The organism is Streptomyces sp. NPDC043746, assembly GCF_056436485.1.
Genome location: NZ_JBWKCM010000039.1, coordinates 23,461 through 41,662, shown reverse-complemented (window position 1 = coordinate 41,662; position 18,202 = coordinate 23,461). Strand labels below are relative to the sequence as shown.

Sequence of the window (18,202 nt, the reverse complement as noted above, 5' to 3'; positions counted from 1 at the left end):
ACTGCAGGGGGGACCCTGTGGGAGAGTAGGACGCCGCCGAACAATTTTTCTGGGAAAGCCCCGTACCGTATGGTGCGGGGCTTTCCTGCGTTCTGGACTTCTGACACCGCGACCCACGCCCATCAGCGGGGAGTGGGTCTTACCGCGCGATGTGAGGCTCACTTACTCGGTTGAAGCGGGGGGCGGTTGAGGCGAGGATCGGGCAATGAAATACGTGATGCGTTCCGTGCGCGCCGATGAATGGCCGCTCGCCCGGCAACTGCGGCTGGATGCCCTCCAGGACCCGGCGGCCCCCGTGGCGTTCCTGGACTCCTACGAGGCGGCGGTCGCGCGGCCGGACTCCTTCTGGCAGGACCGTACGGCTGCGGCTGCCGAGGGCGTGGACGTACGGCAGTTCGTCGCGGAGTCCCCCGAGGGGGAGTGGGTGGGAACGGTCACCGCGCTGGTCGAGCGCCCGGAGGACGATGTCCGCTTCGGAGAGGCTCCCGCGGTGGTCCAGGGGCACCTGGTGGGCGTCTTCGTCCGGGCCGGGGCGCGGGGGAGCGGGGTGACCGATGCGTTGTTCCGTACCGCTGTGGACTGGTGCTGGTCGCTGTCGGCGCCCCGGCTGGAGCGGGTGCGGCTGTATGTGCACGAGGACAACCCGCGGGCTGCGGCCTTCTACCGGCGGTTCGGATTCGTACCCTCCGGGAAGCGGATGGCGGTTCCGGGCGACGAGAATGCCTGGGAGCTGGAGTACGTGATGGAACGTGGGCGGCAGTAGGGGCTTCTCTCCCGTGGGCCGCTCAGGCCGGGTGGCCGGAGCCGGGGGCGGGGGTGGGCGCGTGCAGGTGCTGTTGCCAGCGGGCCCGGCCCTGCTCGCGGGATCGGAGGAGCGCGATCGTGGGCAGGCCCAGGTCCTGGCCCCTCGCCAGCAGTTCGGGAAGCTGGGGGAGCGGGGCCACGGCGGCGACGTCGTCCAGGACCAGCGTCATTGGTGGGTCGAGCCGACCGTCGGATGACCGTGCGGCCATGCGGCGGCCGTGCTCGACCACGTACGAGGCCAGCGCGGTGAGGAGGGGCATCGCGCCGGGGTGGGTGCGGGGATCCTCGATGGGTTCACCGACCACATAGAGCGTTCCCCCCTCGCGGGCAAAAGATGCCAGCGCGGCCGAATCCGATCGGTTTGCCGTGCAGGCCTCCCGGATGTGGACCGAGGAGAGGGCCGAGAAGGCTCGTACGTTCAACTCCTGGGCGACTTCGCGCCGTTCCGGGTAGGCCGTGAGTGCGGACTCCAGGAGGCCGGCGAGCCCGGATGCGGCCTGGGGGTGCGTACGGAGAAGGCGTACCGGTTCGTGGGCGGAGGCGCCGGAGGCCCAGCGGCCGACCTGGCGGAACGGGCGGCCGTCCACCGCGGCGGCGTGCAGCCAGCACTGGAGGAGGGTCTGGGCGGTGTCGGCCACCGCAGCGTCGATCCTGGCCTGCGGGCGGACCGGGGCGAGGAGGGCGGCGGCGCGTACGGCGGCGGTGTCGGGGTGCTCGCAGCCGGCGGTGGGCGGCCAGTGGAGGCGGTCCGGAGTGTCGCAGAGGTGGCCGGGGTCGTAGACGAGGACCGGGCCGAGCTTGGCGCGGGCGTCCTTCGTCTCGGCCCAGACCGTGGGGTCCGAGGTGACGACGAGGGCGGGCCCCGCGGCTTCCCTGACGGCCTGGACGACGGTGGGGCGCCGGTCGGAGGCGGGGGCGTAGACCAGGAGGGGCGTGCGGGGGGAGGGAAGCAGGAGGGCAGTCGGTGGGGGTGGCAGGGGCGGAGCCTCGGGGGCTGTCCGGTGTGTTTCCCGCTCCGCCGGGTGCGATGGTGGTTCTGGTCGGGGTGGGGTTTCGGGGGATTCGGCGAGCGGGCGCGATGGAGTGAGGGGGGCCGGAGCCCCGTGCATGGTCTGGGGCACGTCGTCGGGCTGGTGGGACGCGTGGGTGTTTCGGGACTCGTGAGGTGACTCGTACGAGCCGTACGACTGTTCCTCGCGGCGCCGTTCCCGTACCACCCGCCAGCGGGCCACGGACCCGAGGACGAACACCGTCAACACGACCAGCGCCATCAGCTCGCCGATGAAGAGGCCCCAGAACAGGCCGTAGCCGGAGAGCTGGGGCGGGGGTGTGTGGGGCCAGGCGGCCGAGAGGTCCTGTGGGGCCGTGGCCAGTTCGCGCAGAGCCAGGGGGGTTCGGGTGAAGGTGACATTGTCCGGCCAGGAGCCGTGGGCGAGGAGGCCGGCCAGGCCGGTGGCCGTCCAGGCGAGGAGGGTCGCCGCGAAGAGGAGGGCCATCAGCCCGACCAGCAGACCGTCGGGGATGCCGCCGCCGGATTCCGCCTGGCGGGGGTTGTGTCGGCGGCCCTGTTCCGGCATCGGACCGTGCGCTGCTGGTCTGCGTGCCATGTCAGGCCACCGTGGACCGGGACGACTCGTTGAGCAGCTGTTGGTTCTCGATCCGGGCCGCCCGCTGCTCTGTCTCCAGCTCCGCGGCGCGGAGGTCGTCGGGGAGCAGATCGTCCGGTTCCGGGTCCGCGGCCGAGCCCTCGGTCATGGCACGGTCCGTGAAGACGAGCGGGCGTTCGGCCTCGGTGATGAGGTGCTTGACGACCTGCACGTTGCCGTTGACGTCCCAGACCGCGATGCCGGGGGTGAGCGTCGGGATGATCTCGACGGCCCAGCGGGGCAGGCCGATGACCCGGCCGGTGGCTCTGGCCTCGTCCGTCTTCTGGGCGTAGATCGTGCGCGTGGAGGCCATCTTGAGGATCGCCGCAGCCTCCTTCGCCGCCGCTCCGTCCACGACGTCGCTGAGGTGGTGGACGACGGCGACGAACGAGAGGCCGAGACGACGTCCGAACTTCAGCAGGCGCTGGAAGAGCTGGGCGACGAAGGGCGAGTTGATGATGTGCCATGCCTCCTCGACCAGGAAGATGCGCTTCTTGCGGTCGGGCCGGATCCAGGTGTGCTCCAGCCAGACGCCGACGATCGCCATCAGGATCGGCATCGCGATCGAGTTGCGGTCGATGTGCGAGAGGTCGAAGACGATGAGGGGAGCGTCCAGGTCGATGCCGACGGTGGTGGGGCCGTCGAACATGCCGCGCAGGTCACCGTCGACGAGCCGGTCCAGGACGAGGGCGACGTCCAGGCCCCAGGCCCGTACGTCGTCTATGTCGACGTTCATCGCCTCGGCCGACTCGGGTTTGGGGTGGCGCAGTTGCTCCACGATGTCCATGAGGACCGGCTGGCGTTCGGTGATGGTCGCGGTGACGTAGGCGTGGGCGACCTTCAGCGCGAAGCCGGACCGCTCGTCGAGCCCGTGGCCCATCGCGACTTCGATGATGGTGCGGAGCAGGGCGAGCTGGCCGGTGGTGGTGATGGAGGGGTCGAGGGGGTTGAGGCGGATGCCGCCGTTGAGGGCGGCGGTCGGGTCCAGGCGGATGGGGGTTATCCCCAGCTCCTGGGCGATGAGGTTCCACTCTCCGACGCCGTCCTCGCCCTGGGCGTCCAGGACGACGACCTGGCGGTCGCGGAAGCGGAGCTGCCGCAGGACGTAGGTCTTCTCCAGCGCGGACTTGCCGTTGCCGGACTCGCCGAGGACGAGCCAGTGGGGGGCGGGGAGCTGCTGCCCGTACAGCTGGAAGGGGTCGTAGATGTAGCCCTTGCCGCTGTAGACCTCGCGGCCGATGATCACGCCGGAGTCGCCGAGGCCGGGGGCGGCGGTGGGGAGGTAGACGGCCTGGGCCTGGCCCGTCGACGTACGGACGGGGAGCCGGGTCGTCTCCACCTTGCCGAAGAGGAAGGAGGTGAAGGCGTCCGACAATGCGGACAGGGGGTCTCGCATGGCGTGGGCGCCCTCTCTTGTCGGGGTTCTTCCTGCGGGTGGGCCGGGGTGGCGGGTCGGGACGTGGTGTCCGGGTCAGCGGCGGATGCCGGTGGCGAACGGGAGGGTGTTCACGAAGGCGCGGTGGTGTTCGCGGTCGCACCACTCCAGCTTGAGATACGACTTGCCGGCCGAGGCGCGGATCGTCCGCTTGTCGCGGGCGAGGGCCTCGGGGGAACGGGACGACACCGTGATGTACCCCACCAGGTTCACCCCGGCCGCACCGCTGGCGAGATCTTCACCCCGCTGGTCGAGTCGGCCGTGGGCGGCGATGTCGCGGGGGTCGACGGTGCGGTTCATCTTGGCCTGGCGGCTGGCCTCGGCGTCGTCGTTGGTCTTCTCGGTGAGCATGCGCTCGATGGCGACCTCGGTGGGTTCGAGGTCCATGCATACGGCGACGGTACGGATGACGTCGGGGGTGTGGACGAGGAGCGGGGCGAGGAAGTTGACGCCGACGGGGGTCATCGGCCACTCCTTCACCCAGGCCGTGGCGTGGCACCAGGGGGCGCGGGTGGTGGACTCACGGGTCTTGGCCTGGAGGAACGTGGGCTCGACCGCGTCCAGTTCGGCGGGCCAGGCGTTGCGTTTGGTCATCGCCTGGATGTGGTCGATGGGGTGGTCGGGGTCGTACATGGAGTGCACGAGGGAGGCCAGGCGGCTCTGGCCGAGCGGCTGGCGGACCCGGATGTCGGCCTCGGCGAGGCGGGCGCAGATGTCGGTCAGTTCGCGGGCCATGACGATGGCGAGTCCGGCGTCGCGGTCGAGCCTGCGGCCGCTGTGAGGGCGGGCGGCGCGGGCGATGGCGTTGGCCTCGGCGGCGAGGTCGCGGCTGTAGTGCATGCAGGCGACGAGGTAGGCGCGGTGCTGCTCGCTGGAGGTGGAGACCATGGACTGGAGCTGGTCGTAGGAGTCCTGGAGCCAGCCGGGGGCGTTCTTGTCGCCGCGCTGGGCGACGTCCTTGGCGTGGGCGTCGGGGTCGGCGGGGAGCGTGCGGGCGAGCATCTGGAGGCGGGTGACGAAGCCGTCGCCGTTGGCCACGTGCTTGAGGAGGGTGCCGAAGCGGTCGACCAGGGCCTCCTGGTCCTCGCTGTCGCGGAGGCCGACGCCGGGGCCCTCGATCTCGATGGCGGCGGTGACGGTGCGCCGGTCGGCGTGGAGGAGTACGGCGATCTCGTCGGGTCCGAAGGGGGCGGCGAGCCAGCTGATGCGGCCGATGCCGGGGGGCGGGCCGATCTCGACCTCACGGCCGTCGGCGCGGACGCCCGCCTCCATGGCACCGGAGCGGTAGGCGGTGCCGCGGCGCAGGGAGCGCTTGAAGCTGCGGTTGATCTCGAACCACTTGTAGAAGGTGCGGCCCTTGTACGGGACGTACACGACGGCGAGGGCCAGCATCGGGAAGCCGACGAGGCAGACGATACGGAGGGAGAGGACGGGAACGAGGAGCCCGCTCATCATGCCGAGGAACGCGCCGGCGATGATCAGGGCGATCTCGCCGGACTCGCGGTTCTTGCCGACGATCGCGTTCGGCCGGGCGCGGCCGATGAGATACGTACGGCGGGGCGTCATCGTGTGGGACTGAGTCGTCAACGCCCTCCACCTCCTGTGCTCGAGTTACCTGTGCTGCCGGAGCCGCCTCCCCGGAAGGGGCGGCTGCTGTGGGGGGTCCCGGATGTGGGTGCGGACCCGCTGCGGGGCGAGGGTGCGGCGGAGGGGACAGATCCGCCGCCGGCCCCGCCTCTTCCGGAGGTACGGGAGCTGTGCGCGGCGACGCCGCCGCTGGCCGGGTTGGCGGGGCGGGCGCCACCTCCGCCACCCTGCTCGGTGCGGCCGCTGTGGGTCTTGATGCCCTGGGAGACGAGGGCGGCGGGGGAGCTGATGAGGGCGGCGGCCTGGGCGCCGTCGGTGGCCTGCTTGCGGTTGGTGCGGGCGCCCTGGATCTCGTCGCCGAAGCCGGGGACGAATCGGTAGATCATCGCGGAGGCGAAGATGGCGAGCAGGATGATGGCGAGGCCTGAGACGACGGCGGAGAAGGCGTCGGGGCCGTCACCGGCGGAGAGTGCTCCGGCGAGTCCGAGAACGATGACGATGACCGGCTTGACCATGATCACCGCGATCATGATGCCGGCCCAGCGGCGGACGTGGCCCCACATGTTCTTGTCGACGAGACCGGCGTAGACGACGATGCCGAGGAGGGCGCCGACGTAGAGCAGGGCGGCGCGGATGACCAGTTCCAGCCAGAGGATGCCGGCGGCGACGATCGAGACGAGCGAGACGACGATCAGCATGATCGGTCCGCCGCCGATGTCGGTGCCCTTCTTCAGGGCCTCGGCGAACGCGCCGAAGAACACGTCGGTCTGGCCCCCTGTGGAGGAGGCGATGACATCGGTGACCCCGTCGGTGGCAGAGACGATCGTGTAGAGGATCAGCGGGGTGAAGGCCGAGGCGAGGACGGTGAGCCAGAGGAAGCCGACGGCCTCGGAGATCGCGGTGGTGAGGGGGACGCCGCGGATGGCCCGTTTGGCCACAGCGAGGAGCCAGAGGACGAGGGTGAGGACGGTGGAGGCCGCGAAGATGACGGCGTACTGCTGGAGGAACTTGGGGTTCGTGAAGTCGACGTTGGCCGTGGACTCGACGGCCTCGCTCAGCTTTCCGACGATCCAGGCGGCGGCGTCTGCGCAGCCTTGGGCGAGTGAGGTGAGGGGGTCGGCGGGATTGTCGATGTCGGTGGGGGCGCGGGTGCTGGCCCCTTCGCCGTTCTCGCAGTAGTCGCGGGCGGGGCCGTGGATCAGGTCGCAGGGGTCGTTGCTGGCGCTCGGGCTCGGAGTGGGGGTCGGCGTCGGGGTCGGATCAGCCGCTGCCGGAGTGGCGAGAGCGGCTACGGACACGGGCACCGCTGCCGCCAGCGTGGCGGCGAAGGAAGCGACGCGCAGGCGTGGGCTACCGGGCATAGGTGAATCCTCCGAACCCATTGACCGCGTCAGCGATCTCGTCGGCGCTGGAGGCCCGGGTGTCGCCGCCCACCGGTGTGGGGCCGTCCTTCTGGGAGTGGGTGACGGCCTTCCAGTCGCCGTCGATCCATGCCAGCTCTATGGTGATGGTGAACCAGCCGTCGGTCACCGGCTTGGTCGAACCCTCACCGGCGAGTCCGATGAGCCCGGTGCACCAGACCTCGACGGTGGCCTCGTCCGCGGTGGCCTTGGTCACTTTGGTGCCGAGCGGCGCGGTGCGGGAGATGAAGGTGAAGCCCTCGGGGGTGGAGCCGTCTTCGTTGAGGCCGACGTTCTTGTAGAAGCGGGCGGAGTACGCCTTGTCGAGGGTGTCGCGGAACCGGCTGACCGAGGCGGGCGCGATGACGGCGTCGAGGATCTCGTCGCGCTTGGCCTTGTCGAACATCTCCGCGGAGCCCAGTGCCACCGAGTAGTTCGCCGCCGCGCTCTGGGCGCCCTGCTCGTCGTGGGCGAAGCCGGAGGCGATGGTGCCGTTCTTGCCCTGGACCGGCTTGGTGCCGGTGGGGGCGGTGGGGGCCGAGCCCGCGGAGCCGGAGCTCTGCGACCCTGGGGAGGCGTTGTCGTCGTTGCTCGTGCCGCCCCGGTTGGCGAAGGCGATCGCGGCGATGAGGAGGACGACCACGCCGGTGATCGTGACGAGGGAGCGCGAGTTGCGGGCGGGCCGACGGGGGTGCGGGTGGCCCGGGTCGCCGTCCGGGAGGCGGGTGCGGGTCTGGCGGGTGCCGCCGAGGGTGCTGTACGGATCGTCCGCGCGCCCACCCTGGTCCATGCCGCGGTAGTCGCGCTCGTCGCCGGGACTCATGCCGCGTTCGCTCCCTCGGTCGTGCGCGGTTCCGCGCATGACGACGGTAGCTGTGCTGGGTGCCGCGTGAGCGCGGTGGAGTGACTCGACATCAGGGAGACGCAACCTCAGCCGGTGGGCACGACGGACGGATGGTGGGGGCGGGCGGGGACGGCCCGGTGCGGTCTGGCCGACGGCGGGTCAGACAGCCATTCCGTAAACGATGGTGAAGAGCGTGCCGAGCGAGCCGATGATGAAGACGCCGGTCAGGCCCGCCACGATCAGGCCCTTGCCCTGCTCCGCGCTGAACGTGTCGCGCAGCGCCGTGGCCCCGATGCGCTGCTTCGCCGCGCCCCAGATCGCGATGCCGAGGCAGAGCAGGATGGCGATCGCCATCACCACCTCGATCATGATGCGTGCCTCGTTGCCCAGCGAGCCGAACGGGCCCCAGTTGGGGGCGATTCCGCCGATGATGGTGGTGATGTCGCCCTTCTCTGCTGCCAGGATCATGTAAGTCACCGCCCCTGTTGGGTAGTTAGCTTCTCCGCGCCCGTGCGGCACGGGTCGCCTTCTATCTTCGCTGATGAAACCGCGCTCGCACGACGCCTTCCCGGTCTCTTTACCCGGATCTCGCACGTTCGACCGACAGGGCTGCCCTGACCTGCGGCGCCTCCCGGTATCCACATGCACATGCCTGGTCACTCTGTGTATCACGCGGTGTGACCGCGAGCAACGAGGGTGGCCATGGGTCCCCGGTGCGGTTGCAGCGTTCGCGGGGCACGGGGTGTTCGTATGCGCCGTTCGAGGACTGCCGGTGCGCCGGTGAGCCGGGGCGATGCGCCGTCAGGGCGGGCGGGTGCAGGGGGAGGTCAGGGGTCGGCGTCCGTCGTCCGGGTGAATCCCGTGTCCGCCCGGAGCGGCGAGAAGCCCCGCGATCACGGCCCGACCGCCCCCGTCTCCGTCTCCTCGGTGTGCAGGTGGGCGGCATGTCGGCGATGCCGTGTTTGGGACAGTGCCGCTCCGTGAGCGAGGACGAGGTGAACGGTGTGGGTGGAGCGGGTGGGTCGAGCGGTGTGGGCGGGATGGGGCCGGTGGGGCGGTCGGGGCCGTTGGGCGGTGATCGGCCGTGGTGGTGGGGCGGGCCGGGCGGTGGGGCGCCGGAGGGGGCGGCGGACGGGGGCGGAAGAGGTGGTGGCGGTGGTGGCGACCTTGAGCACAGCGACGGGCCGTGGCTGCGGGCTGCCCGGGACACGGAGGCACTGGTGGCGCACCTCGGTCCGGTGCGGGCCGAGGTGGGGCGGGCGCACGCGGGACTGACGGCCGGGGTCGGTGAGCTGTCGGCGCTCGCCGAGCTGGGTGCCGTACGGGCGTCGTGGGAGCGGCGGGTCGAGACCGCCCGCGACGAGTGCCGCAGCCTCGCCGGGAAGCTGCGGGCGGTGGCCGTCACCCAGTCCGCGGTGAACGAGACCGTCAAGGGGGCGTTCGACGGGGTGAGGGTGGCGGGTGGAGGCGCGGGAGCGGGACCCGGGGCGGGCGCCGGCTCTGGCTCCGGCGGGAGTGAGGAGCGGTGAGCGGGGTGGGCGGGCTGGGATCGGTGTTGACGTGGGCGCAGTTACGCGAGGTGAAGTGCGGCGAGTTGGAGGAGGCGGCGGACGGGTGGGGCCGGGTCAGTGGCCGTGCCGACGCCGCCCGGGACCGTATCGACACCCGGATCGTCACCGAGCTGGGCCGGACGCAGAAGGGTGAGGCGGCCCGGGTGGCGGTCAGGCGGCTGCGGCGGCTGTCGAAGAACTTCCAGTACGTCTACACGGAGTGCGGGCTGCTCCGGACCACGCTGAACAGTCTGGCCCATGAGCTGAAGGCCCAGCAGCGGGTGCTTCAGGGGGCGCTCGACGATGCGGCGGCCCTGAAGTTCACGGTGCACCCGGACGGTTCCGTGACGTATCCGGCGGGGGGCGAGGGGCTGGTCGACGGGAAGCCGTTGGCGGGCGGCAGGGCGTCCGGGGTGCCCAACCCGGGCCTGGCCGGTTCCTCCGGGCTCGTCATGCCCAACCCGAACGCCGCTTTGGCCCAGGACATCGCGGACCGGGTGGCCCGGGCGGTGCGGGGGGCGGCCGACGTGGACTGGCGGTACGCGAAGATCCTGCGGGCGCTGAAGGCGGAGGACGGCCTGGGGGCGGGGACGGCGACATGGACGGATGCGGCGGGCGACGCGGCCGCGGTGCGGGAGGCGGCGAACGGGTATCTGGGGCGGGGGATCCCGACGGAGGGCTCTCCGGCTGAACGCCAGGCGTGGTGGGCGGGGCTGACGGAAGGACAACGCGAGGAGTACCTCGCGGTGTACCCGGATCTGATCGGCAACCTGGACGGGATTCCGGCTCTGGTCCGGGACGCGGCGAATCGCGACAACCTCCAGCTGCTGATGGGCGAGCTGGCGGGGCGGGATGACGCGGACGCGGTCACGAAGCTGGCCGCGCTGCGGGAGATCGACCGGCAGCTGCGGGCGGTGCCGAAGCCGGGGGAGCCGTCGGTGTATCTGCTCGGCATCGGGGGCGAGGGAAACGGGCGGGCGATCGTCTCGTACGGGAACCCGGATACGTCGAGGAATGTGGCGGTCTATGTTCCTGGGCTGAACACGTCGTTGGATGAGGATTTCGCCAAGGGTGATCTGAAGCGGGCGCGTGATACGGCCGCGGCCGCCAGGGAGATCGATCACTCGACAGCGGCAATGGTCTGGCTGGGATACGACGCACCTCAGAGTCCGGACGGGCTGAGCAGCCTGGCTGTCGCTGGCACGGGGAGGGCGGAGAGTGGCGGTCGCGCCTTTCGGGGCTTTATGGCCGGGCTGGAGGCATCGAACGATCACGACGATCCGCACATGACGGCTATCGGGCACTCATATGGTTCGCGAACAGTCGGGGCGGCAACGCAGCAAGGAGGTGGCATCCCCGGGGTTGATGACATCGTCCTGGTCGGCAGCCCTGGCGTCGGCGTGGACCGCGCGGAGGACCTCGGGGTAGGGAAAGACCATGTATTCGTCGGTGCTGCGGACAACGACGTGGTGACTCGGCTTCCGTCCAAGGAGCAGGGGCTGCTCGCCGCCGCCGGGCGTGCGCTCGGCCCTGCGGGAGCGGTGATGGTGGATGTCGCCCACCCGGGCGACGGCGATCTCTGGTTCGGAAGGGACCCGGCGAGCGAGGGCTTCGGCGCGCGGCGTTTCGCAGTGGATCCGGGGCCTCCCGTCATCGGTCCCGGACGCCTTTCGCTTGACGCGCATTCGCAGTACTTCGACCCGAGGTTGGATTCTGCGTCGGCAGGCAGCATTGCACTGGTGGTGGCAGGGCAAGGGCAGAAGGTCAAGCAGGAGGCGGCACGGTGATGCACTCAATACGGCCCTTTCTGCTTGCCGTCATTGTCGTTCTGGTAGTGGGTGGGTGCACGGTTCAAAGGGAGTCGGACATGGATATGCAGGCCGCAGCAGAAAGGGCGGATGCGATCCTCGACGCGGTGTTGCGAGAGGTCAGGCCGGAGCTGCGGTGGACGCACGGTCCCACGACCGTGGGAATCTGCGATCTGACACGAAGACGTGTTGTCATGACGGACGTCTCTGCTGCGCGGCGGGGAAATCTATTGGGCGTTGTGGACCGGTTCTGGCGTAAGGGCGGATACCGGATGACTGCTGTAAATAACGATGAGTCATTTCCGGCGATTTATGCTCAGACACGCGACGGATTCGCGGTGAGCCTTCGTATCGGCGGCGAAGGCCAAGCCTTCTTCCAGGTGGACACGCCCTGCGTCCGTGAGTCCGAAGTGGCCGACTCGACCAGCAGGGCGACCGCGCCCCTCTACGAGGGGCTGGAGTTCATCCCCCGGCCCAACATCCACTCCGACTTCTGGTCGGCAGGCGGGGGCTGATCGGTCGTCAGTGCGTGAGCGCCGGCGGGAAGGGAGGGGCAGGTGGGCCTGCGCCGCCCCCGTGTGCTCCGGGTGCGCCGGTGGTGTGCCGCGGATGACTCGTACACACCGTCGAAAACGCCCCTGAACGGTTCCCCGATGGGGGATGGTTGAGGGGTGCGGAAATTCTGGGTCTTCGGTGGCATCGGCGTGGGCGCGGTGGCGTGCTTCATGGCGCTGCTCCTCGTCGGTACGTACTCGGCTGCTGCCGGGCTCGTCGGCGCGGGGGGTGGAGGGGCCGTCGCGCTTGCCAAGGGGGCCGTTCCGGCGCGGTACCAGTCGCTCGTGCAGAAGTGGGGCAACCTCTGCCCCGCCATCAACCCCGCCCTGCTGGCCGCGCAGCTGTACCAGGAGAGCGGCTGGAACCCGAGGGCGCAGAGCCATGCCGCCGCGCAGGGGATCGCCCAGTTCATCCCCGGCACCTGGGCCACGCACGGGATCGACGGCAACGGCGACGGAAAGCGGGACGTGTGGGACCCGGCCGACGCGATCCCCTCGGCCGCTTCGTACGACTGTGAGCTCGCCGGGTACGTCAGGAAGGTGCCGGGCGATCCGACCAACAACATGCTGGCCGCGTACAACGCCGGCGCCTACGCGGTCATCAAGTACGGCGGCGTGCCGCCCTACAAGGAGACGCAGAACTACGTCAAGATCATCCGCTCGCTGGAGAAGAGCTTCGCCCGGCCCGTCGGCCGCGTCGCCCCCTCACGGCAGGCGGCCGGGGCCATCTACTTCGCGCAGAAGAAGCTCGGCACCCCGTATCTGTGGGGCGGCAACGGGACGCCCGAGCAGCAGGGGCGGTTCGACTGCTCGGGGCTGACCCAGGCCGCGTACCGGAGCGTCGGAATCGAACTGCCACGTGTCGCCAACGACCAGTACAACGCCGGGCCGCACCCCTCGCGGGACGAGCTGCTCCCGGGGGATCTGGTGTTCTTCTCGGACGACCTCACCAACTCGCGGGCGATCCGGCACGTCGGGATCTATGTCGGGGGCGGCTATATGATCAATGCCCCTTTCACGGGAGCGGTCATCCGGTTCGACAAGATCGATACACCTGACTACTTCGGTGCGACCCGGGTCACCAAGGACGGTGCCGCCGCTCTGCCGACCGATCTGCCGAAGGACGCGCCCTAAGGGCTGTCCTCACGTGATCTGCCTCTCGTCGATGCGGTGCGGTGCGGTGCGGTGCCATGCGGTGCTGTGCGGGGGAGCTGACGGGGAGTCGGCCCTGGCCGGAACTCTCCGTGAAGGCTGGGCCCTGAGCTGCGGCGACCAGTCACTCTTCGATAACGTCATGGTGATCATTCGGTGGAGAGTGGAACGCGGGCGCGGGGCGAGCCGTTCCCTGGACAGGGACTGCGGACAGCATGTGCATCGACCATGCGTGCGCGAGAACGGAACCACACCGAATCACGGGGGTTCGACCACGGTGGCGCGCACGGACGCACGTCGCCACAGATGAAGCAGACAAGGCAAGGGGCCGCAGCAGATGGCTGGACTCGAACGCGAAGGGTCGAACCCGGACGTCAGTCTGCTCTACGACATCAACGGGCTGGCGAAGGCCGCTCCTCCCTGGTTCGACCGGGTCATGGAGTTCGTCGGTGAGTACGGGACCATGTTCGGCCTCGTCCTGGTGGGCCTCTGGTGCTGGTGGAGCATGCGCAAGCGCGGGAGCGTCGACGATTCGGTGACGACGGTCGCCGCGCTTGTCTGGGCGCCGCTCGCCGCCGCGCTCGCTGTCGTGGTCAACGTCCCGATCCGTGGCTTCGTCGAACGACCACGTCCGTTCAACGACCACGAAGGCCTGGAAGTCCTGATCGACGGCAAGACGGACTACTCCTTCGTCAGCGACCACTCCACCCTCGCCATGGCCCTGGCCGTCGGCATCTTCGTGGCCAACCGCAAGTTCGGGTCCGTCGCGCTCGGCCTCGCGGTCGTCGCCGGCGTCAGCCGGGTCTACATGGGCGTCCACTATCCGACCGACGTCATCGGCGGCTTCGCCCTCGGCACGGCCGTCGTCCTGCTGCTGGCGCCCCTCGCCATGGCCCTGCTCACCCCGCTCATGGCCGCCATCTCCCGCTCCGACCGGGTCGGCTGGATCGTCCGGTCGAAGAAGGCGGACACGGCGTACGCCGAGGAGCGCGGCGACGAGCTGGGCATCCCCGAGCCGCGGCCGGGCACCGGGCGGGGCAATCCGGGGGAGAAGGATCTCGCCGCTTGATTCCTGCCCGGGCCGCCGCATGCTCCCGGGTTCCCTGTCCGTGCCTCCCGAGGGGCCCTGCCCGTCCCGGACCCCGCATTCCCGAACTTCGATCCCCCAGGTTCCTCAGAGCCTGGGGGATCGTGCTGTTCCGGCCATGCCCGGGGCGGTGGGTGAGGGAGGCCTCGGCTCAGGTCGGCCGCAGTGCCGTGACGTGTTCGGAGGCGTCCGTGCGGGCCCGGTCCCGGGATCTGCGCGCCGGGCCCGACCAGCCGCAGGTGCAGCGCGCCAGGCAGAACGAGCCGCGTTCGATCGTCGTGCCGGCGTGCTCCGCCGCGGGCGGCGGCGGGGAGTGCGAAGGGGGGTGAAGGGTCGTGGTGCGGACCGGGGCGGGAGGTTCCTCGTGCACCTGTCCACGGTACCGGGGACGGCCTGGGAACGGGGGCCGCGGGCCGTACGGAGCCCCGGCGTACGGCGTACGCGCGGGGTCGGCGTGACGGGGGGCGCCGGTGGTCGTTATGCGGAGCGGGCGAGGGCTCGGCCGAGCGGCAGTCGTTGGGGGTTGGCAGGCGATGGTGGTGCAGCAGTACAGGGACGGAGGCGGGGCCCGCGCTGCCCGCGCCCTCGCCGTGGCCGGAGTGATCGCGGTCACCGCCGGCTGCGTCGGCGGAAGCGGTGAGGGAAGTGGGGGCGGGGGAAGCCACGGGTCCGAGCGGCGCGCCGTGGCCGCCGAGCGCCCCCTCGATGCGCTCGACCGGGCCGCCGACGTCCTCGCCGGGGCGGGTGGGGCGGAAGCCCGTACGTCGATGGAGACGGCGGCCGGCGGGACCCGGGTGACGATCCGGGGGCAGGGCGTCTACGACTTCCGTACGCAGACGGGGCGGCTCAAGGTCGTGCTGCCCGCCGACGCGGCCGGCACCGAGGACCACCGGCCGATCACCGAACTGCTGGCGCCGGGCGCGCTCTACATGAAGAACCGTGGCGCCGGGGTCCCCGACGACAAGTGGGTCAGGATCGACACGACCGCCCTCAAGGACGGCAACCTCGTCACCGGCGGGGTCACCGATCCGATGGCCGCGGCCGAGCTGTTGAGGGATGCCGGTGACGTGGCGTACGTGGGGAAGTCGGAGCTGGCCGGGGTGACGGTGCATCACTACCGGGGTGTCGCGGACCTCAACCGTGCCGCGCGGGCCGCGTCACCGCAGTCGCGTGGTGCCCTGAGTGCGGCGGCGAAAGGGTTCAGCAGGGACGCCGTCCCGTTCGACGCGTACCTCGACGAGGAGGGGCGGCTGCGGAAGGTCCGCCACCGCTTCACCTTCGCCACCGAGGGCCAGGAGGTAGCGGAGGTCACCGTCGTCTCGACGCTGCTGCTGTACGGGTTCGGGGTGCCGGTCACCGTGACGCTGCCGGACGAGGAGGACATCTACACGGGGGAGATCCGGCAGGGGTGAGCGGCCGCCCGTCGGTCCGTCCCTGGAGGGGAGGGCGGGACGGGAGGGGCCGGTTGGGAGGGGGCTAAATGGTCCGTCCGTGCCATGCGCGGCACGTACCGGGCTCCCTACGCTAGGGAGCCGGTGCGTCGAAAAAGGTCGGCGATCGGCGAAGGGTCGGCGACGGCAGAGAGAGGTGACGCAGGTGGTGACGCTCAGCGCTCCGAACGCTCAGGACTACGTGGCCCTCGCCGAGATCGAGCTGTGCGGCGAGCTGATGATCGCGGCCTCGGCGGCGCGCGAGGAGCGTCTCAGTCCTGACCGGATCGATGAGGTGCTCAAGGTCCGGGACGAACTGCGCCCCGGGAGTGAGCTGCCCGGCGGTGGGGCCGGTGGTGACGCGGAGGCGCGTACGACCGTCCCCCGGCAGGGCGTCCGTCGGCGCTGACGCCGCCCGGCCGTCTCCGCGACCGCCCGGGCATCGCGATCGCGCCTGGTGTCGATGTGTTCGGCCCGGTGTCGTACCGGCCCCCTCGCGCTCACTTCCGCACCGGCGCCGCCCCCGTCGGCACGTGCCCCGTCGCCTTCACGTACGCAGCAGGCGGGCGATGGCCTTCGTGGCTTCCTCGACCTTCGCATCGATCTCCGCGCCGCCCTTGACCGCCGCGTCCGCCACACAGTGGCGCAGGTGCTCCTCCAGCAGCTGGAGGGCGAAGGACTGCAGGGCCTTGGTGGAGGCCGAAACCTGGGTGAGTATGTCGATGCAGTAGACGTCCTCGTCGACCATGCGCTGGAGGCCGCGGATCTGGCCCTCGATCCGGCGCAGCCGTTTGAGGTGCTCGTCCTTCTGGTGGTGGTAGCCGTGGATGCCGAGGTCGTGGTCGGTCACGATCTCCCCGGTGTCCGCCGGTCCGGCCCCGGCTCCAGGCACCGCGTCCGGTGCCGCTGCCGCGCCCGTGGTCTCGGTGGTGGTCATCTGCGTCCTCCTGGTGTGGCCTGATGTGGCCGGTGGTGCTGGTCCGCCGGCCGTTCACGCTGCGGTTCTGCGCACCTGACTCCTGATATACCCCTGCCGGGTATATCGTAACGAATCCGGCGGAAACGTGACGGGGGGTCCGTACTGCTCCCCGTTCCCGATGGGCGACACTGAAGAACGCCGGTTAGCCGTGGCCGGATGATGCGCCTAGCATCAGCCTGACCGAATCCAAAGCATCCCGAGGACCCCACGTGCGCTTTCGTCTGACCCCCAGGGAGACGAGCTTCTACGACATGTTCTCCGCGTCCGCGGACAACATTGTCACGGGCTCGAAACTCCTGATGGAACTGCTCGGGGCGGATTCTGCCTCCCGAGTCGAGATCGCGGAGCGCATGCGGGCAGCGGAGCACGCGGGGGACGACGCCACCCACGCGATCTTCCACCAGCTGAACTCCTCCTTCATCACGCCGTTCGACCGCGAGGACATCTACAAGCTGGCGTCCTCCCTCGACGACATCATGGACTTCATGGAGGAGGCCGTCGACCTGGTCGTCCTCTACCAGGTCCAGGAACTCCCCAAGGGTGTCGAGCAGCAGATCGAGGTGCTGGCCCGGGCGGCGGAGCTGACCGCCGAGGCCATGCCGGGGCTGCGGACCATGGACAACCTCACCGAGTACTGGATCGAGGTCAACCGTCTGGAGAACCAGGCCGACCAGATCCACCGCAAGCTGCTGGCCCACCTCTTCAACGGTAAGTACGACGCCATCGAGGTGCTGAAGCTCAAGCAGATCGTGGATGTGCTGGAAGAGGCGGCCGACGCGTTCGAGCACGTCGCCAACACCGTGGAGACCATCGCGGTCAAGGAGTCCTGAACCTCGTGGACACCTTTGCGCTGGTCGTGACCATCGGGGTCGCGCTCGGCTTCACGTATACGAACGGCTTCCACGACTCCGCGAACGCCATCGCCACCTCGGTCTCCACCCGGGCGCTGACTCCACGTGCGGCTCTGTTGATGGCGGCGGTGATGAACCTCGCCGGTGCCTTCCTGGGACAGGGCGTCGCCAAGACCGTCAGCGAAGGCCTGATCGCCACGCCGGTCGGGCAGAAGGGGATGGGCATCCTGTTCGCGGCGCTGGTCGGCGCGATCATCTGGAACCTCATCACCTGGTACTACGGTCTCCCCTCCTCGTCCTCGCACGCACTGTTCGGCGGCATGGTCGGCGCGGCGCTGGCCGGCGGGACGGACGTCATCTGGTCCGGGGTGCTGGAGAAGATCGTCATTCCGATGTTCCTCTCCCCGATCATCGGTCTGGGCGTCGGCTATCTGGTGATGGTCGGCATCATGTGGATGTTCCGCAAGGCCAACCCGCACAAGGCGAAGCGCGGCTTCCGGATCGCGCAGACGGTCTCGGCGGCGGGCATGGCGCTCGGCCACGGGCTCCAGGACGCGCAGAAGACGATGGGCATCGTGGTGATGGCCCTGGTCATCGCCGATATCGAGGGCCCCAACGACGAGATCCCGATCTGGGTCAAGATCGCGTGTGCGGTGATGCTCTCCCTGGGGACGTACGCGGGTGGCTGGCGCATCATGCGTACGCTCGGCCGGAAGATCATCGAGCTGGACCCGCCGCAGGGCTTCGCGGCCGAGACGACCGGCGCGTCGATCATGTTCGGCTCGGCGTTCCTCTTCCACGCCCCGATCTCCACGACGCACGTCATCACCTCCGCGATCATGGGTGTCGGCGCCACGAAGCGCGTGAACGCCGTGCGCTGGGGCGTCGCGAAGAACATCATCCTCGGCTGGTTCATCACCATGCCGGCCGCCGCGCTCGTCGCCGCGCTGAGCTACGGCGCGGTACTGCTGCTCTTCGGCTGAGCCGGTCCGTCGCCGCACACCGCATGGGTCCGCCCCCGCTCTCCGTACCAGGGAGAGCGGGGGCGGACCCTTTCGCCTTGTGGTGGCACCGC

18 protein-coding genes are annotated in these 18,202 nt (G+C 70.2%); 10 read left to right on the top strand and 8 right to left on the bottom strand.

Annotated features, from left to right (window positions below):
* The first annotated feature begins 205 nt into the window (after positions 1-205).
* Entirely contained in the window at positions 206-763 is a 558-nt protein-coding gene (locus AC0682_RS28965; RefSeq protein WP_478536122.1) for a GNAT family N-acetyltransferase, read from the top strand.
* A 22-nt stretch (positions 764-785) separates the two neighbouring features.
* Here AC0682_RS28965 and AC0682_RS28960 read toward each other — a convergent pair whose 3' ends face one another.
* The 6 genes from AC0682_RS28960 to AC0682_RS28935 all read right to left on the bottom strand — a co-directional run bounded on the left by AC0682_RS28960 (position 786) and on the right by AC0682_RS28935 (position 8,184).
* On the bottom strand, positions 786-2,411 hold the full coding sequence (locus tag AC0682_RS28960) for a type IV secretory system conjugative DNA transfer family protein (RefSeq protein WP_478536121.1): 1,626 nt from the start codon (positions 2,409-2,411) through the stop codon (positions 786-788).
* Between the two features lies 1 nt (position 2,412).
* Positions 2,413-3,846 carry an ATP-binding protein gene (locus AC0682_RS28955; RefSeq protein ID WP_478536120.1) on the bottom strand — a complete coding sequence of 478 codons (1,434 nt, stop codon included), beginning with the start codon at positions 3,844-3,846 and terminating at the stop codon, positions 2,413-2,415.
* 75 nt (positions 3,847-3,921) lie between these two features.
* Positions 3,922-5,472: an SCO6880 family protein gene (locus tag AC0682_RS28950; RefSeq protein WP_254812053.1), complete on the bottom strand. Its 1,551-nt coding sequence runs from the start codon at positions 5,470-5,472 to the stop codon at positions 3,922-3,924.
* On the bottom strand, positions 5,469-6,833 hold the full coding sequence (locus AC0682_RS28945; protein WP_478536118.1) for a hypothetical protein: 1,365 nt from the start codon (positions 6,831-6,833) through the stop codon (positions 5,469-5,471). The genes AC0682_RS28950 and AC0682_RS28945 overlap by 4 nt, the downstream gene beginning before the upstream one ends.
* Positions 6,823-7,695: a DUF8175 domain-containg protein gene (locus tag AC0682_RS28940; RefSeq protein WP_478536116.1), complete on the bottom strand. Its 873-nt coding sequence runs from the start codon at positions 7,693-7,695 to the stop codon at positions 6,823-6,825. The genes AC0682_RS28945 and AC0682_RS28940 overlap by 11 nt, the downstream gene beginning before the upstream one ends.
* Positions 7,696-7,875: 180 nt before the next feature.
* On the bottom strand, positions 7,876-8,184 hold the full coding sequence (locus AC0682_RS28935; RefSeq protein WP_018490423.1) for a hypothetical protein: 309 nt from the start codon (positions 8,182-8,184) through the stop codon (positions 7,876-7,878).
* 752 nt (positions 8,185-8,936) lie between these two features.
* On the opposite strand from AC0682_RS28935, the gene AC0682_RS28930 reads away from it, so the two are divergent.
* From AC0682_RS28930 to AC0682_RS28910, 5 genes are all read left to right on the top strand, one after another.
* Complete coding sequence (locus tag AC0682_RS28930) at positions 8,937-9,245, top strand: hypothetical protein (RefSeq protein WP_478536115.1); 309 nt, start codon at positions 8,937-8,939, stop codon at positions 9,243-9,245.
* The gene (locus AC0682_RS28925; RefSeq protein WP_478536114.1) at positions 9,242-11,053 is read left to right on the top strand and encodes an alpha/beta hydrolase; all 1,812 of its coding nucleotides are present in this window, start codon (positions 9,242-9,244) and stop codon (positions 11,051-11,053) included. Before AC0682_RS28930 ends, AC0682_RS28925 begins: the two co-directional genes overlap by 4 nt.
* Before the next feature lie 80 nt (positions 11,054-11,133).
* Positions 11,134-11,589: a hypothetical protein gene (locus AC0682_RS28920; protein WP_478536113.1), complete on the top strand. Its 456-nt coding sequence runs from the start codon at positions 11,134-11,136 to the stop codon at positions 11,587-11,589.
* A gap of 210 nt (positions 11,590-11,799) precedes the next feature.
* On the top strand, positions 11,800-12,762 hold the full coding sequence (locus tag AC0682_RS28915; protein WP_478536124.1) for a C40 family peptidase: 963 nt from the start codon (positions 11,800-11,802) through the stop codon (positions 12,760-12,762).
* Positions 12,763-13,117: 355 nt separating this feature from the next.
* Entirely contained in the window at positions 13,118-13,849 is a 732-nt protein-coding gene (locus AC0682_RS28910; RefSeq protein ID WP_478536112.1) for a phosphatase PAP2 family protein, read from the top strand.
* A 169-nt stretch (positions 13,850-14,018) separates the two neighbouring features.
* Here the strand turns inward: AC0682_RS28910 and AC0682_RS28905 are convergent, their stop codons facing one another.
* Positions 14,019-14,237 (bottom strand): hypothetical protein, encoded by a 219-nt coding sequence (locus tag AC0682_RS28905; RefSeq protein ID WP_478536110.1) that lies wholly within the window; start codon positions 14,235-14,237, stop codon positions 14,019-14,021.
* 163 nt (positions 14,238-14,400) lie between these two features.
* On the opposite strand from AC0682_RS28905, the gene AC0682_RS28900 reads away from it, so the two are divergent.
* Complete coding sequence (locus AC0682_RS28900; RefSeq protein ID WP_478536109.1) at positions 14,401-15,279, top strand: SCO4651 family lipoprotein; 879 nt, start codon at positions 14,401-14,403, stop codon at positions 15,277-15,279.
* Positions 15,280-15,454: 175 nt separating this feature from the next.
* The gene (locus AC0682_RS28895) at positions 15,455-15,706 is read left to right on the top strand and encodes a hypothetical protein (protein WP_478536108.1); all 252 of its coding nucleotides are present in this window, start codon (positions 15,455-15,457) and stop codon (positions 15,704-15,706) included.
* 138 nt (positions 15,707-15,844) lie between these two features.
* Here the strand turns inward: AC0682_RS28895 and AC0682_RS28890 are convergent, their stop codons facing one another.
* Positions 15,845-16,234, bottom strand: coding sequence for a metal-sensitive transcriptional regulator (locus AC0682_RS28890; protein ID WP_254812050.1), 390 nt, complete (start codon positions 16,232-16,234; stop codon positions 15,845-15,847).
* A gap of 251 nt (positions 16,235-16,485) precedes the next feature.
* Between AC0682_RS28890 and AC0682_RS28885 the strand changes: the two genes are divergently transcribed.
* Positions 16,486-17,106 carry a DUF47 domain-containing protein gene (locus AC0682_RS28885; RefSeq protein WP_029395747.1) on the top strand — a complete coding sequence of 207 codons (621 nt, stop codon included), beginning with the start codon at positions 16,486-16,488 and terminating at the stop codon, positions 17,104-17,106.
* Between the two features lie 5 nt (positions 17,107-17,111).
* Entirely contained in the window at positions 17,112-18,110 is a 999-nt protein-coding gene (locus AC0682_RS28880) for an inorganic phosphate transporter (protein ID WP_478536106.1), read from the top strand.
* Positions 18,111-18,202: the final 92 nt, after the last annotated feature.

Bases quoted from the DNA above. Each gene is read 5' to 3' on its own strand.
- AC0682_RS28965 (WP_478536122.1), top strand. From the start codon at position 206: ATGAAATACGTGATGCGTTCCGTGCGCGCCGATGAATGGCCGCTCGCC.
- AC0682_RS28960 (WP_478536121.1), bottom strand. From the start codon at position 2,411: ATGGCACGCAGACCAGCAGCGCACGGTCCGATGCCGGAACAGGGCCGC.
- AC0682_RS28955 (WP_478536120.1), bottom strand. From the start codon at position 3,846: ATGCGAGACCCCCTGTCCGCATTGTCGGACGCCTTCACCTCCTTCCTC.
- AC0682_RS28945 (WP_478536118.1), bottom strand. From the start codon at position 6,833: ATGCCCGGTAGCCCACGCCTGCGCGTCGCTTCCTTCGCCGCCACGCTG.
- AC0682_RS28940 (WP_478536116.1), bottom strand. From the start codon at position 7,695: ATGAGTCCCGGCGACGAGCGCGACTACCGCGGCATGGACCAGGGTGGG.
- AC0682_RS28935 (WP_018490423.1), bottom strand. From the start codon at position 8,184: ATGATCCTGGCAGCAGAGAAGGGCGACATCACCACCATCATCGGCGGA.
- AC0682_RS28920 (WP_478536113.1), top strand. From the start codon at position 11,134: ATGGATATGCAGGCCGCAGCAGAAAGGGCGGATGCGATCCTCGACGCG.
- AC0682_RS28915 (WP_478536124.1), top strand. From the start codon at position 11,800: ATGGCGCTGCTCCTCGTCGGTACGTACTCGGCTGCTGCCGGGCTCGTC.
- AC0682_RS28910 (WP_478536112.1), top strand. From the start codon at position 13,118: ATGGCTGGACTCGAACGCGAAGGGTCGAACCCGGACGTCAGTCTGCTC.
- AC0682_RS28900 (WP_478536109.1), top strand. From the start codon at position 14,401: ATGGTGGTGCAGCAGTACAGGGACGGAGGCGGGGCCCGCGCTGCCCGC.
- AC0682_RS28890 (WP_254812050.1), bottom strand. From the start codon at position 16,234: ATGACCACCACCGAGACCACGGGCGCGGCAGCGGCACCGGACGCGGTG.